Below are 15,094 nucleotides of genomic sequence, written 5' to 3'. Positions count from 1 at the left end.
TAGTAGCACTTAGTAAAAAAGAAACGCAAAATATTTTCTGTACTATTTTTAAATTGCCCCTGAGCTCGGTAATTCTTATTAAATGGATTTACTATCTCTTGGGTGCATTTCAAAGATAAAATATTATGTATTAATTAGATACTAGTTTTAATCCTATAATAGAAGCTATTAAAGTAAAAAGAAAAAAGAGTCTTAATACACTAGCTGATTCATTATAAAAGAAAATTCCAATTAGTATTGTTCCAAAAGCTCCAATACCTGTCCAAATCGCATATGCTGTACCTATAGGAAGTGTTTGAACTGCTTTTGTAAGACAATAAAAACTACTTACTGCAAAAACGGTAAATATTAGTGTTGGTACTAATTTTGTAAAACCATCTGTTAGTTTAATCATAGAAGCAAAACCTACTTCTAATACACCTGCTAATATTAAATATACCCATGCTGACATTATTTATCCTTTTTCATTAATTCAAATAAAGTATCCAAGAATTCAATAAATTCTTTTTTTATTTCTTTTTTCTCTGTCCATAATAAAACTAAAAAACCTTTTTCAAGTGCTAATAATCCATTTACTAATTTAATCGAATTATCTTTTAATTCATTTTTATTAATGCCTTCTTGTATCATTGAACTTAGAATATTTTTTAATAAAAAACTGCACTCTTTATTAAAAACAGCCATTTTCTCATTTTTACTAGTAAAACTAACACTTAAGTATTCTTTGTAAACATTTCTTTCTTGTACACTTTTTTCAGTCTCACTTAATACAAAATCAAAAAAATAAAGTACTTTTTCTTTTGTAGACGTATTTTTATTAAACTTTTTTACAAGTGTTTTTTGAAAATCTCTTAAGTCATTCATGATTATTTCAAAAACAATATCTTCTTTTGTTTCAAAATAATCATAAATACTACCTCTTGATATTCCGGCTTTTTTTACAATATCTGTAATTGATAAGTTTTTAATACCTTTTTCTAAAAGCAATTCTCTAACACTAAGCGCGATATCTCGTCTTTTTTTATCTTTATCAACGATAATTGGCATGTTGGTCCTTTATTATGAATGAACGTCGTTCATTAAAAGGATTATAATTGTTTATGCCTTAGGTTTTGCTTATGAATATAATATTATTATTTGGGATTACATCCCTTTTCTACCGAAATGTTTTTCTCTCGTAAGTTCTAGTGACAATATACCTATTTAACCACTTAGATAATTAAGTATGCTGTCATAGGAATTCTAATTAGTTTTACGTTTAAGAGCTCATACAAAGTGACCTTTGCGCTTTTTTTCTTTTTCTTAATTGTCAGAAAAAGAAACAAAAAGAAGCAACTGACGAGTTGATAAAGCCCTTCGGGTTCCTAAATATTTTTATTGTTTAACTAAGCTGCGGAACTCGTTAAAATGTGCTAAAGAGCACATTTCTTTACACTCACACAGTCCTCACTTTTTTCCGTTAAAAAATAAAAAGATTTAGCTTTATCAAAGTCAGAAGAAGAGCCGTTGAGAATGTTGTCTTACTTCATAAACACTTTTATTTAAGTTTTAACTAAGGAATTTACTATTTGGGGGGAAGGCCCCTTTTCTTAAAAGTGGAAATTCTTTCTCAGGGATGTCACTTTTAACTTTTTAAAAATTCCATTGTCCAATTTGTTTCCCAAGTTTCACCATTGTCTTTTGAAAAAGCTTGTTCCCATATTGGCTTGCTTGGATTTAAGGAAATCCACTTAAATCTAACTTTTATATTCACTCCATTGAGTACATCATCAGCGAAAAACACTCCTATACCGTCAGTAAAACTACCTACTACTGGCACATCTAATGCGTCAGGGAATCTCCCATCTAACCACCAGATAGACCATGTATTAGATACTGCATTATAAGAACGAAGAGCAACTGCTCTAAATGATGATTCGGGAAAGTGAAGATGATTGTCTTCCAAATTACCAAATCCACCCATAGTTTTTCTTGTAGATGAACTTCCTTCAAATTCAACCCATTCATCACTGCCATTTAGTGAATCTTTCAAACGACGATGTTTTACGCTCCAATCACCAATTATAAAATCAAAGTCCTTTGGTGCGTTATCTTCTATATTTTTTAACATAAATTTCCTTCGTATTAATTGCAAAAATTATATCACAAAATAAAAGTGGATTTCTTACCTTGGGGTGTAATTTTTTCACGTTTGGGAAGTCCTCGCCTATTTACGTTAAAAAATGAGAAGATTTAGCTTTATTAAAGTCAGGAGAAGAGCCGTGGTGAAGGTTGTATTATTTCATAAACACTTTTATTTAAGTTTTGACTAAGAGATTTACTATTTGGGCTTAAAACCTTTTCTCATGGCGCTAATATGCACTCCAATTCTTGAATATCTATTAGGTCAACTTCACGTCCAAGAATACGTTTGTAAGCGATTAATTCAGCTATAGAAATTACTGGTACTTCTACACCACAATAGCTTTTTATGACAGACTTCGAAAAATCAGTTTGTAGTTCATACCATAAGCCATTTTCAGATGATTTAATTTTTGTGCCAGGAAACAACCCAATTTCTATCTTTTGAGATTTATAAATTACTTGTAAGTATTCTAAGTCCCACGAACCTTCAATGCAATGATTTAAAGGTCTCGATATATAAGGAGAAAGCTGTGGTAAAATTTTTTTAACATCTGATTTTTGAATGTATAAATCAATATCTGCTACTTCACGACTTCCCCCATGAATTGTTGCTGCAAGGCCACCAACAATTTGAAATTCTACTTGCTTCAAATCACATGTGTCTTTCAACCATTCTAAGGCTATTTTTACTCTTTCATTCATTCTAAATCCTTAGATGATTAGTCCTTGAAAGGTTCTACTGACAGTATACCTATTTAACCACTTAGTCAATGAAGTATATTTTTAGAGGGTAAGACTACCTTATATCATTTTAGCGTTCTGCTGCAATTAATTCATCCGCTACAATATATGAACCCATTCCAAATAATATTGAAGAAGATACCCGTTCTTGTATAATTTGAGCTTTTTTATTTTTTGTTAACCATGATGAAACTTTACTGGAAAATAAAGCAACAGAAATATCACAAGGTATTGCAACTATGATAACTATTAAGCCTAGAATAAAAAGTTGTAAGGGAATTGAACCAGCTTCAGGTGTAACAAATTGAGGTAATAAAGCAATGAAAAAAAGTGCTGTTTTAGGGTTTGTAATTTCTACAAGAATGCTTTCTTTAAAAATAGTTAATAAAGATTTTATTTTAGGTTTTTTAACATCTTCTTTATTAGTATTTATTAAATTACTATCCTTCCAATAAGAATATCCTAAATATATTAAATAAGCAGCTCCCATAAGTTTTACTATTGTATAAAGAGTTGGTGAGTACTCAAATATTGCCGATAATCCAAGTACCGTTGCAAAGACATGAAACATACCACCAACAGCTAATCCAATAGCAGCAACAATTCCACCTTTTGCACCTTGCGCAATTGCTCTAGCAATTATATATAACATGGATGGTCCTGGAGAAATACTCATTAATAGAGCAGCCGCTGTAAATGTTAGTAAAATTTCAATTGGAATCATATTAACCTCGTCATTTTTTTATATTATTATATCCAAATATACCACTGGATTAATGCAGACAGTTGCCACCTTTAAATAATAAACTTTAAGAATTATGGGTGCCAATAAAAGGTGTTTGTTCCCATTTATTTAGTTTTATTTTTAAGAGCTCATACAAAGTGACCTTTGCGCTTTTTTTCTTTTTCTTAATTGTCAGAAAAAGAAACAAAAAGAAGCAACTGACGAGTTGATAAAGCCCTGAGGGTACCTAAGTTTTTATTGTTTAACTAGGCTGTGGAACCTACTAAAATGTGTTAAAGAGCACATTTCTTCACGCTCGGGCAGTCCTCGCCTTTTTCCGTTAAAAAATAAAAAGATTTAGCTTTATCAAAGTCAGAGGAAGAGCCGTTGATAATGTTGTACTACTTCATAAACACTTTTATTTAAGTTTTAACTAAGAAATTTACTATTTGGGGGATACCCTCCCAATTCTAAAAGTGGATTTCTTACCTCTAGGGTGTAATTTCTAATTTTTAGTTTGTTAAACGTACTCATTAACTCTTGGTTTAAAATATCATAGTTCTTCTTAGCTTTTTTTAGATTATCAATTATAATATCATATGGTTCAACAAAATGATAGTTTCTTCCCAACTTATCGTATATAGGATTATTTTCACCCGTATAGTCATCTTTGAGTTTTTGAATAAAGTCAATTAATGTATCTGTAATAAAGTTTTTATACTTTTCGCTAGAGTTTTTATCAATATTAATATCACCAGTAAAAGTAAAGTTACTGTTTGTACTGGGATATTTAGATGGATTACGTTCTAGTTCTTTGACAAATTCATTGAGTTTATTTTGGAAAGAACTACCATCGGGACCAAAGAGATGTTCATACAAAACACCTTCAAATGTACTACTATATCGTAAACCAATACTATCTAAAACTGCTTGGGATAAGATGTCATTTTTTATATTTCTAAAAATATAAGTAGCCTTATCTGTTTGATATAATTCAGTAAAAAGAGTTTGATTTCCTTCCTCTATTAATCCTAAATTTACTGCAAGGGAGATTTTTCTATACAATCCATTTAAATCACTACTTTTCCACTTTTCCTCATTTATATAGTATTCAAATTTTTCTGCATTTTCAAAAGATGATTCTATGCCGTTAAGTTCTTTATAATAAACGCTAGCAGCATGGTCACTTTCTCTATTCAATGTTGCTTTTTCATAAAGATAATTCAGATAAATAGCATAATGTCTGTCGAATTCATCAGCATCAATTTCAATGTATTCACCATCTATTCTAACTATTCCAAAAGCATCTCTTTGTCCAAAACCTCCCATTCCTATACCTATATCTATTAGTATACTATTATCATGACTTACTCGGTAATTAAACTCAGTATATTCAGTTCTAATGAAATGTTGTATTTTTTTATATCTTTCTTCTAAATACTCTTTTGTGATTGGTTTATCAGATACTATTTCCGTATAATTATCCATTATCGCTATATGTTGGAATTCTCTCCGCTTAAGTCCATAATCACCCATAACAAGTGTATATTTTTTTGTATCTGGATTATAAGTTACGCCGTCTACAAGATCTTTATTGAGCATTTTTTTATTCTCATTATGTTGCAATATTTTCTTTTCATTTTCTTCTGTTATATTCAATAAACTTTCAGAAAAGTCCATTGCGTTTTTATTCTGGGAGGAATCTATTTTTTTATTTGATGTATTATCTGTTGAGTTTGATTGAACATATTCATTATGTGATGTTATTGAGTTTAAAATCTTCATTTTAGATCCTTTTTAAATATGCTTTATCAAGATAAGTACTTATTAGTTATACATTTTATATTAATATTACTTAATAATAACTATTATTATGCATTTTTAATGAACTATTTATATTTAAGTATTGTAAAAAGTAAGGTGTTTAGTAGGTATAATATTCATAATGTACTACTAATGATTGTTTTCTGTTTAATCTAACAAAAAAGGATACATTAAGGGATAAAAACTACTTGATAGAATAATAAAGTAAAGGGGACAGGCAACTTTAACTTATACTGTCCTCTGAATCCCGTGGTCTTTTTGGCATAATAAACCCTTTAATAAATTACATCATAAATTAAAAGTGGATTTCTTACCCCTAGGGTGTAATTTTTAATTTCAAACTTTTTATATATTCCGGTGTAGTAATATAACCATCTTTTTTTGGGTCTAACAAAGCAGTCATCATTTTTTTGTATTCTAAACTTTCTCTTAAATTACTATGTCCTGCACCTTTTAACTCAATATTTTTTACATCTATACCCGTAAGCTTTAATTTATTCATGCACTGATTGTTTGATTTTTCATACAAAGATTTTTTAATATGTCTATCTTTTGTCCCTCTTCCAGCAATCACTTTTATTCCTGGTCGAATTTTATTTACATGATTAATTGGATCATAAAATTCACTTGAATATTCACCATATCCAAATTCTTTATAGACTATTTGTCTACTACAAGCACTGTTAAATCTATATATACTATCTACTGGAATTTTTAGTCCATAGTTTTTCCATATATTATTTGACAGAGCAGCCACCATTAATGCTCTATCACCCCCTCCTGAGTGTCCTACAAAATCTATATAAATTGGATTTGTTTGCTGTATGGTTTGCGCCACTGCATATGCCAAAGCTTCAAGTGGAGGTTTTCTTAAGTCACTTTGATTATATTCTTGAGGATGTTCATAATTAGCAAATATTGTATTTGCTTTTTTATATTGAGATGATCTTTTATTTTTTAATTCAGTTATTAATTCATTAAAATATTTTACACCTCCACCCCAACCATCTCCATGAAAAAATACTACTAATCTTGGATTTTTTAATTCTTCCTGTGTTTTCCAAATGACTCCTTTTACACAAAAAGGCTCACCTTCTTTAGATTTTATAGGTGTGGATATATCTACATTTCTTCGTAACTCTGATGTATTCGATGCTAAATTATTTTTACATTCTGCACCTAGTAAACTTGTACTTAATAAACAAGCACTTACTATTACTTTTGGACTTCTCATAAACGATAATATGCCATTCACTACCATGTCCTCTTTTCATGTATATATTATATAGATTATAAATTCGGGAGACAGTATTCTTATTTAACCACTTAGTCAATTAACTATACTGTCCTCGGAATTCTAAGAATTCTTAAAAAGTGGAAATTCAACCCCATGAGTGAATTCCATTTATTATTTCTACTCAATTTTACTTTTAAGAGCTCATACAAAGTAACCTTTGCGCTTTTTTCTTTTTCTTAATTGTCAGAAAAAGAAACAAAAAGAAGCAACTGACACATTGATAAAGCCCTTCGGGTACCTAAATATTTTTATTTGTTAACTAGGCTGTGGAACCTACTAAAATGTGCTAAAGAGCACATTTCTTCACGCTCGAGCAGTCCTCGCCTTTCTCCGTTAAAAAATAAAAAGATTTAGCTTTCTCAAAGTCAGGAGAAGAGCCGTGGGGAAGATTATGTTACTTCATAAACACTTTTATTTAAGTTTTGACTAATAAAAGTTACTATTTGGTGCCTGACACCTTTTCTATAAGTATAAATATAAGTGGTGCTACCAATCCTGGTAAATAAACACTGGTTAACAACAAAATTACTCCTTTTAATTTATTTTCATATAACGTTTGACTTCAGCGACGCTCTGCGTTCGCTGCTAGACTTTGTTATATTTTTATTTATTCTTTTAATAATTTGGTATTGTGTCCCCGTTATTTTTATTGCCATAATCTTTTCTTAGACCTATAATGTAGTTGTATGATAGTTTTTTGTATAAATTTCTTTTGCTTTAGTTAAATAATCTTTTTGATATCTTTCAAACTCATTTTGTATATTTTGTATATTTATATTTAGAAGAGGCATGATTCTTTCCCTAACCTTTGAATTTGCCCAATGTAAATTAGTCATACTAACAAGAAGAGCTATGCCTTCTATCCCACGTATAAGATTAATGATTCCTTCACAATTATTTTGAATAATTGAATAATCATCAATTGAAAATATTTGACCTTTAACTATTAAGGAATTTAGCTCTGCTATATTTTTCTTAGAATCTTTTAAATCGTCAAAAAGATTTTTTCCATAATCTTCACCCTTCTCTTCTAAGAACTTTGTAATAGCCTCATAATCTGAATTGCCAACTTCTTCTGATCTAGTAAGATATGAAGATATCTCAATATTCATAACTTCCATTCTACTTATAGGTTTAGATATTGATTGTAAAAGTTCATGAACTTTATTTGTTAAATCATCAATAAAATATGTGACATGATTAGCATTCTGCTGTTTCTGCCAACTATTTAAGGCTACCCATGCAATTATAAAAGCTCCAAGGGCAGCACAACTTTGTATTATTCCAGACCAATTCCAATTAGCTATATCAATCATCATGCAATCTAATTATTAGTATTTTATAGGTCATTATTTTCATTTAATTCTTCCTTTTCTCGTAGTTCTTTAATTATTTTACTTTTTTCTAAACTTTCTATAGAAGGTGATAGATTATATTCAATAAAGTCATTTACTATTTGTGATTTAACTGTTCCTTTACATGTTTTAACTTTAGTATTTAATTTTTTCAATAATTTTTGTAATAATTTTTTTTCAGAAATCAAACTCTCTTTATAAAAGTTTTTTAAATATCTTTATTCCAATATATTAACCTTGAAACTCTCTAATATTATTATATCTGTTAGATACGAGTATACCTATTTAACCATTTAGTCAATTAAGTATACTGTCCCCGGAATTCAATTCCTTTATCTTCTTTATTTATTCTTTTAATAATTTGGTATTGTGTCCCCTTTATTTACGTCCCCTTTACTTAAAAGCAAAACTTCAGTTTTAATGTGTTTAATTTGGATTGTATGCCATTCCTGTGCCATAATATATATTTCCACGACCTGTTGTAAATTTTATCCAAAAACGCTGAGCTTTTTTAGTATCTTTTACAGAAAAATGGAATAAACCACCTTCAAATTCTTCATATTGTACTGTATTTCCATAATAATCAATTCCTTGTTTTCCCAATACTTTCATTACTAATATATCAGTAAGTGTCGCATTTTTGTCCAAAGAAGATAATATTTTGTATGCTAATGGTGGTACAGTGATACCGACAAAAATATATGCAAGTCTACTTTCTCCAGGATCAAGTATAAGGGGGAATTCGATAACTTGTAATTTTTTATTTATAATTCCACCATCTATTCCTGAATAGTAGAGAGATTCTGGAGAACCTCCTCTAGTGACAGAATAATCAGTTATCGATAATTTTTGATTTCCTGTATTTGAAATAATAATCTTCCAAGAAATTTGGACTACATGTCCTAAATGACCCAAATTATAGTTCGTTAATCGTATAGAACCATCAACATTTGGATTAACTTTAATAGTAAGTTTTTCTTTTTGAAGAATTTCAAATTGTTCTTTTTGAAATTCTTGTGCTAATACTTGCTGGTAATATGAAACTACTATTGCAACGATAGCAAAAGTAAGTGATATTAAAGCAGTAGTTCGTGCAAAATAATCTGGCTTTCCAGTCATATGTTTCATCCTTGTTCTTAACGTCGGTATTTAGGGTCAAAGTAAGTAAGAGTCAACTCCATTAAATTGTAAGTATCACTTGCGAACAATAAAATCTAAAAGTTTTCTCAACTACTACCTCATTTGCCTCCAATTTCTTGTTATGTCTATTACTTTACAATTATTAGTGCAAGTACAGCAATTATGCTAGTCCATAGCCATTTCCAGTTATTTAAGTAAAATTTCCAAAAAATATGTACAGTTTTTGATGTCCAATGAAGATTATAACGAATACCTGGAAGTACACCTTCAATATAATATTCTTCACCTCTCCACCAGTTTTTAATTTTTTCTAACATCATTTTCCTTAATCATAATTTATATCATAGGCATATAACGACTGACTTGAGAAACAAGGCGATTTAACATCTTAAACTATTTGAATTTTTAAATATCTTACTGTGACACTTGAAAATTCGAATTATTACCGTGTTAGCCTTGTTCTCTCCTAGTATTTGTTATGTGTAATATTAGTAGTACTTTACGTCTATGAGTTTAAATTCGCCATGAAATTGATCTGTGTGAAAATTTGTATCCCCTTTGTGCCGTAAAGAACCAGCCATTGTGTAACCAGATGCTAAAGACTCTTGTTCAAGTTTCTCGAATGTCCCATTTGAAATATAGGAATGTTCTGTCAGCTCAAAAAATTTGTTTATTTTCACAGCATCATATTGGAGGTTGTAATCCCCGATATACATTTCCTCTCGACATTCTTCTGTGCATTCATCTATAATTTCATCATGTTTATCTATGTGAAACTGTATATAGTTAGTATCACCATCACTTGCATCAATAATATGGCATAAAGTACCTCCATCTATAATTGGTATATTCACTTCCGGAAAGAACATGCCAATGCTTTGTGATGTTATGATTAATTTATCTTTAATGACACAAAAACCATGAGGAAAAAGGCTTTTTAGATTCAACTCTTTGAAGTTAATCCTTATTAAATCTACTAAATATCTCTCACCCTGTTCAGTACTTAAAAACTCATCTATTATATCTACCTGTGAAATAGCTTTTGTAATATAACCATTTTTGGAAGATGCCTTGAGATAATCTTTAGCCCATACGGCTGGTAAGTTATTTTTCACCTCTCCTATAAATAAATGGAACCCTAGCGAAGGTTCATAAGATATTGCCAATATATCGATATCGGGTAATTTTAAGTCGAATTTGTTTAATTTAACATCACAGAGCACTCGGTAATTTTCATGTTGTTCAAAAGACTGTTTTAGTTTTAAAACCAATCCCTTACCGATGATGTGTGCAATATTAGATGAGAAATTATCTGGTTCACTTTGAGCATGTAATCGTAAAAAGTTACTAATAATATCAATTAATGTGAAAGAAAATGATGATAAGTAATATTTAGACTCTTTTTTTAAGAATATTAGCGTTGAACGAGATGATAATGATATATCTGAAATTATTTTATTTATCTTTTTAATCGATATCTCAGGGGTCTTCTGTTGAATTGCATTGGCTATCTCTTCTTCTGTGTAAGTAATAACACTTGATATACTATTAGCCATTGAGTAATGTCTTTCAAATAGGGCATAAAATATTATAACTTTGTAAACACTAATAAATTCAGAGTACAAATACCCTCTAATTTCTATTGAACTATCTTCAGGAATATACGAGAAGTAATAGCTCATTTTCCATTCAATTTCTGATTCGATGGATTCTGTAGCATCGATGACATTTTGGTCTGAAAAATCAAAGGCTATAGTATCCTTTAATAAATCAGTAGCATTAGAAAAAGTATTTTTTTTGTTTTTTGACGAAATTGAATTGAGTCTAAATGTCTGCCTTTCTGAAACAAGTTGCCGAAATATTGATTTATCATTTAATTCGATACAAATATTATTATCAGTTTTTTTCCATTTTATTGAATCATGATTTGCATAGGAATAATAAACTTTATCTCTAACTGACCAATAGTGTGCTCCAAGGAATAAGTCTGGTAAAAGATTTTCAATATCTGTTTTTTCAGAATTAGTATTTAATCCAATATTTTTTAATAGCCTTTCAGAAATAATTTCATTTCCGCAACGTAATTCTTCACCTAAAGAAAAATTACCTGACCTATAAGCTGATTCAACGGCTTCAGATAAATATAATAACGGGTCACTAGTTTTAATTAATCTATCAGTTATTTTGTTAAGTTCAGACTCAAAAGCATTTTCAATTAACTTCCTTACTTCATTCTTTTCTGGCATTATTTATTCCTTTGTAAATACTTAGGTTAAATGTTGATTTTAGATTCTGACAACTTTACATATAACGTTTGACTTCAGCGACGCTCTGCATTCGCTGCAAGATCTTGTTATATGAATATTTATTATATACTCACCGGTTTTAAAAACTCGGGAAAATCGATAAGTTCTTCTTGTTCTGACTCTGGAACTTCATCCTTCATAGGCTTAAAGGTTTTCTTAACAATTCTATCGTTATCAGACCTTTTGTAGCTATGGAACATCTTTGTTATATCTGATTCAAAATCACCTTCTATATCCAATACTTTTACATCTGATTTATTAGAATAATCAAACTCGGAAATATTTATCGACCTTATTCTTCTATTTCCCTTAGTCTTGAAATGTATTTTTGACTCACTCAAGTCAAAAACTATTTGCCAAAATGTTTGGCTTGGTGGAATCCTTTTTCCAATCCATTTAAATAATGCCTTAAATCCTACTTGGAGACTAACAGCATCCAATATATTGAATGAATTACTTATTGCATCTTTGCTGTCTTTCGAATCATTGAATTCTTTAGTCATATGAAATGCTTTTGAGGCTCTATCAAGTATTGGTTCATCTATAGAAATATCCTTAGAGTCTATCCCTTGGTGTTTTTGAGCGTGTTTTATTGAATCTTCTATACCAGCATTACTACAAGCATAATTTTCAAAAGAATGATAAGCGTATAATTTACCATTTTTGAACTCAATAATAGCATTATTGCCTTTTCTATCGCATATATTGTAATGCATAGGATACATTTCAACTTTAACACTCAGCTCAGAAAGGTTATCAATAACTTCATTAACAGTTGTATAACAATCTAATTGATACTGAATCCATTGAAGCTCAGTGATGCTATTATCAGCTTTGCTTTTATTATAATCTTCGGTGTCATGCCACATCGATGCAATTGCCAGTCCGGCTTCATTCATGCCACAAGTAGGAATTTCTCGAGCAAACTGATTGAAAGTGATACTTCCATACTTAGAAATCCATCGTGGTGTTTTTAGAGAGTCATCATAAAGATTTTGTTTGGTTAGCGAATCGCACAATGCTACTTTTTTAATGCCTCGTTTATTGACTATAACTAAACCATGCCCATAGTAAAAATCGTAACCCTGAGCCAATGTTATTTTTTCTGAGTTCTGAAGTTTAAATGTAGTGCACATTATTAATGACTCCTTTCATATAACGTTTTACTTCAGCGACGCTCTGCGTTTGCTGCAAGGTTTTGTTGTATTCTAATATTATTACTTATTGTATACGATTTTCTGAACCTTTTTTAGAAGGACTTATTTTTGGTGTACAATCAATAATTAGTGTTTTTATTTTTAACCTTGGAGGAATCTCTTTAACTAAACTATCTTCTAGTTCCTTTACTGATTCATACTTTATTGGTTTCAAAAACTTATCACACTTGTACCATAAAACTAAAAATATTCCTTCTTTTTTACCTACATCTTTTATATATAATGGTAATTGTGTATTTATTCCATGATTAAGTAAACCATGATGCGCATTTTTAAGTTCAACACATACATTCATTGAAATATCATCTTTTGTATAGTGAAAATGAAAATCTAAGCTTCCATCTGCAGCAATTGTTTCTCTAGATACACGGATACCTTTGATTTCTGCAATATCTTTTATTTGATTAAATAAAACTGCTTGTGCATTAGGTTCTGACACTGGAACTTCATTCCCCTCTTTATTCGTCCATAAAGATTTGTATAACCCAGATAATTCAATAGATTTTTTTATTGTTAATTCTAGTAGTTTATAACAAAAATCCAAAAAAATTCTATTATTTATAATTTCAACATTATAAAGTAAATCTCTTATAGGTAAAAAATCATCTTTCATATATAGCTCATTAATTTTGGTCAAAAATCTTTTTTTAATATGAAAATATGAATTAATGTTTGTTATAGTATTAAGTTTGTGATGAATTAACTTATTCTCTGGAGTTATATACGAAACAAGATAATTAGATATTAAATTAGAATTTATATCTTTTTCTTCTAATTCAAAAGGAATGAGTTTTTTTTCAAATAGATTGAAGATTATATCAATAATATAATCTTTATGAGGATAATATTTACCACCATGTTTTGCATCTTCTTTTTTAAAATCTTTATAAACAACTTCATTGTTAATTATATCAAAATCAGGATGATAGATATTTGGTACTACTATGTTAACAACAGTTGTCATCCCTACATTACCAATTGAATCAGATAAAAAAGTTAATGGCATACCGTTTATATTTAAATTAGTGCTATCCAGAAAAGAATAAATAGGGTCATCGAATAGATTATCTATTCGTATAAATTCTACATTTATATTATTTTCAATTTCGTGTGAAATATATTTATCATCACTTTGTTTTAATACAACAAAAGAAATCAAAGTTTTTATTTGTTGTATATCTTGACTTTTAAAATCTGGTTCCGCTATCTCAATACTTGTATTTCCTAATGTAAAATTTTCAGGATTGAAGTTTAATGATTCTTCTAAAAAAGACAATTGTTCTTCATTAATAAATTCTTTATATTCTTCTAATATATATTCAATTTCAACTTTTGTTTCAAATTGAAAAAGATTATTATTTAATATTAACTCATTTAATAAAGAATTAACAATTAGATTTAAATTAGCATTTTCAATATCTTTAATTGTCTCAAGACTTTTCATTTCATCTTCTAAAGTTTTAAATATATCCGTTATGTGATTATTAGAAATATGAACTTTTATTGAAAACCTTGTGTAAAATATGTATGCTTGATTTAATGAAATTATAAAATCATCTAAATTTAATTCACTTACACATACTAATGGATTCTTTAAAACTTTAATTATTAAATCTTTTCTAATCTGAAGACTTTTTTGAGCTAACTTTTCAGGTATTAATCTAATTAATTTATCCCATTCATTTGGAAAAGATAAATTTTCGCTATTTATTAAAAATATTTTTTGTTGAATTGAAATGCTGCCATTTACTAAAATAGAATTTAATAATATAACTAACTGTTCAAAGAATTCTATAGTAATACTTTTTTTTATCTCTTTTATAATATCTGTAATAAAATTTTCAGAAATATCAATAATATCTTGTATAATTTGATTACCATTGTTATCATAAGCATTAATATTTGTTGTGTAAAGTATTCCTTTTATTTTTACAGTACACCTTCCAGTTGAATATTTTTGATAATATAGAACTGTTTCAAAATAAGTTTTAATTAAATTAAGTAGTCTTTCAACATTAGTGATTGTATCCATTTTCTTTTTTACTTGAAAAAAACTATTTATTTCATTTAAATTCTCAATATACTTTGATGCTTTACACTCTTTAATCATTAATATAAATCCTTATTTATTAATAATACAACTATTTATTAGTCATACATAATATATGAATTAGTCTTAATAATAACTATTATCATACACTTTTAATGTATGTTTCTACTTTTATAGAAAGCTCATAAATAAGGTGATAATATAGATAACATTACAATGTGACATATAATTTTAGATTATTTATCATTTGTACTATTATTTGAATGTTAGATTAAGACCTATTTTAGTAGGTAAATCATACATTATGTACTAATAA

Annotated in this window: 14 protein-coding genes; all 14 read right to left on the bottom strand. The window is 28.7% G+C overall.

Annotated elements, in window-relative coordinates:
* Positions 1–130: 130 nt before the first annotated feature.
* The gene (locus HRT41_03050; GenBank protein NQY22979.1) at positions 131–451 is read right to left on the bottom strand and encodes a multidrug efflux SMR transporter; all 321 of its coding nucleotides are present in this window, start codon (positions 449–451) and stop codon (positions 131–133) included.
* The gene (locus HRT41_03045) at positions 451–1,047 is read right to left on the bottom strand and encodes a TetR/AcrR family transcriptional regulator (GenBank protein ID NQY22978.1); all 597 of its coding nucleotides are present in this window, start codon (positions 1,045–1,047) and stop codon (positions 451–453) included. The genes HRT41_03050 and HRT41_03045 overlap by 1 nt, the downstream gene beginning before the upstream one ends.
* Before the next feature lie 577 nt (positions 1,048–1,624).
* Positions 1,625–2,110 carry a DUF1579 domain-containing protein gene (locus HRT41_03040; GenBank protein ID NQY22977.1) on the bottom strand — a complete coding sequence of 162 codons (486 nt, stop codon included), beginning with the start codon at positions 2,108–2,110 and terminating at the stop codon, positions 1,625–1,627.
* Positions 2,111–2,343: 233 nt separating this feature from the next.
* Positions 2,344–2,826: a MazG-related protein gene (locus tag HRT41_03035; GenBank protein ID NQY22976.1), complete on the bottom strand. Its 483-nt coding sequence runs from the start codon at positions 2,824–2,826 to the stop codon at positions 2,344–2,346.
* 109 nt (positions 2,827–2,935) lie between these two features.
* Complete coding sequence (locus HRT41_03030) at positions 2,936–3,589, bottom strand: LysE family translocator (protein NQY22975.1); 654 nt, start codon at positions 3,587–3,589, stop codon at positions 2,936–2,938.
* Positions 3,590–4,018: 429 nt separating this feature from the next.
* The gene (locus tag HRT41_03025) at positions 4,019–5,374 is read right to left on the bottom strand and encodes a hypothetical protein (GenBank protein ID NQY22974.1); all 1,356 of its coding nucleotides are present in this window, start codon (positions 5,372–5,374) and stop codon (positions 4,019–4,021) included.
* 355 nt (positions 5,375–5,729) lie between these two features.
* The gene (locus HRT41_03020; GenBank protein NQY22973.1) at positions 5,730–6,668 is read right to left on the bottom strand and encodes a hypothetical protein; all 939 of its coding nucleotides are present in this window, start codon (positions 6,666–6,668) and stop codon (positions 5,730–5,732) included.
* Between the two features lie 713 nt (positions 6,669–7,381).
* Positions 7,382–8,029: a hypothetical protein gene (locus HRT41_03015; protein ID NQY22972.1), complete on the bottom strand. Its 648-nt coding sequence runs from the start codon at positions 8,027–8,029 to the stop codon at positions 7,382–7,384.
* A gap of 20 nt (positions 8,030–8,049) precedes the next feature.
* Positions 8,050–8,253: a hypothetical protein gene (locus tag HRT41_03010; GenBank protein NQY22971.1), complete on the bottom strand. Its 204-nt coding sequence runs from the start codon at positions 8,251–8,253 to the stop codon at positions 8,050–8,052.
* A 238-nt stretch (positions 8,254–8,491) separates the two neighbouring features.
* The gene (locus HRT41_03005; protein NQY22970.1) at positions 8,492–9,184 is read right to left on the bottom strand and encodes a hypothetical protein; all 693 of its coding nucleotides are present in this window, start codon (positions 9,182–9,184) and stop codon (positions 8,492–8,494) included.
* A gap of 149 nt (positions 9,185–9,333) precedes the next feature.
* Positions 9,334–9,525 (bottom strand): hypothetical protein, encoded by a 192-nt coding sequence (locus HRT41_03000; protein NQY22969.1) that lies wholly within the window; start codon positions 9,523–9,525, stop codon positions 9,334–9,336.
* Between the two features lie 168 nt (positions 9,526–9,693).
* Positions 9,694–11,451 carry a hypothetical protein gene (locus HRT41_02995; protein ID NQY22968.1) on the bottom strand — a complete coding sequence of 586 codons (1,758 nt, stop codon included), beginning with the start codon at positions 11,449–11,451 and terminating at the stop codon, positions 9,694–9,696.
* A 122-nt stretch (positions 11,452–11,573) separates the two neighbouring features.
* Positions 11,574–12,647, bottom strand: coding sequence for a linear amide C-N hydrolase (locus HRT41_02990; GenBank protein ID NQY22967.1), 1,074 nt, complete (start codon positions 12,645–12,647; stop codon positions 11,574–11,576).
* Positions 12,648–12,732: 85 nt separating this feature from the next.
* The gene (locus HRT41_02985) at positions 12,733–14,838 is read right to left on the bottom strand and encodes a hypothetical protein (protein ID NQY22966.1); all 2,106 of its coding nucleotides are present in this window, start codon (positions 14,836–14,838) and stop codon (positions 12,733–12,735) included.
* Between the last annotated feature and the right edge of the window lie 256 nt (positions 14,839–15,094).

This window comes from Campylobacteraceae bacterium (assembly GCA_013215945.1).
Taxonomy (GTDB): Bacteria; Campylobacterota; Campylobacteria; order Campylobacterales; family Arcobacteraceae; genus NORP36.
Note: the sequence above shows the minus strand (reverse complement) of the source record. Positions and strands in the feature narration are given on the sequence as shown.

Coding starts and splice junctions, on each gene's coding strand:
- HRT41_03000 (NQY22969.1), bottom strand. CDS start 9,525: ATGATGTTAGAAAAAATTAAAAACTGGTGGAGAGGTGAAGAATATTAT.
- HRT41_03015 (NQY22972.1), bottom strand. CDS start 8,029: ATGATGATTGATATAGCTAATTGGAATTGGTCTGGAATAATACAAAGT.
- HRT41_02985 (NQY22966.1), bottom strand. CDS start 14,838: ATGATTAAAGAGTGTAAAGCATCAAAGTATATTGAGAATTTAAATGAA.
- HRT41_03040 (NQY22977.1), bottom strand. CDS start 2,110: ATGTTAAAAAATATAGAAGATAACGCACCAAAGGACTTTGATTTTATA.
- HRT41_02995 (NQY22968.1), bottom strand. CDS start 11,451: ATGCCAGAAAAGAATGAAGTAAGGAAGTTAATTGAAAATGCTTTTGAG.
- HRT41_03025 (NQY22974.1), bottom strand. CDS start 5,374: ATGAAGATTTTAAACTCAATAACATCACATAATGAATATGTTCAATCA.
- HRT41_03005 (NQY22970.1), bottom strand. CDS start 9,184: ATGACTGGAAAGCCAGATTATTTTGCACGAACTACTGCTTTAATATCA.
- HRT41_02990 (NQY22967.1), bottom strand. CDS start 12,647: ATGTGCACTACATTTAAACTTCAGAACTCAGAAAAAATAACATTGGCT.
- HRT41_03050 (NQY22979.1), bottom strand. CDS start 451: ATGTCAGCATGGGTATATTTAATATTAGCAGGTGTATTAGAAGTAGGT.
- HRT41_03045 (NQY22978.1), bottom strand. CDS start 1,047: ATGCCAATTATCGTTGATAAAGATAAAAAAAGACGAGATATCGCGCTT.
- HRT41_03035 (NQY22976.1), bottom strand. CDS start 2,826: ATGAATGAAAGAGTAAAAATAGCCTTAGAATGGTTGAAAGACACATGT.
- HRT41_03030 (NQY22975.1), bottom strand. CDS start 3,589: ATGATTCCAATTGAAATTTTACTAACATTTACAGCGGCTGCTCTATTA.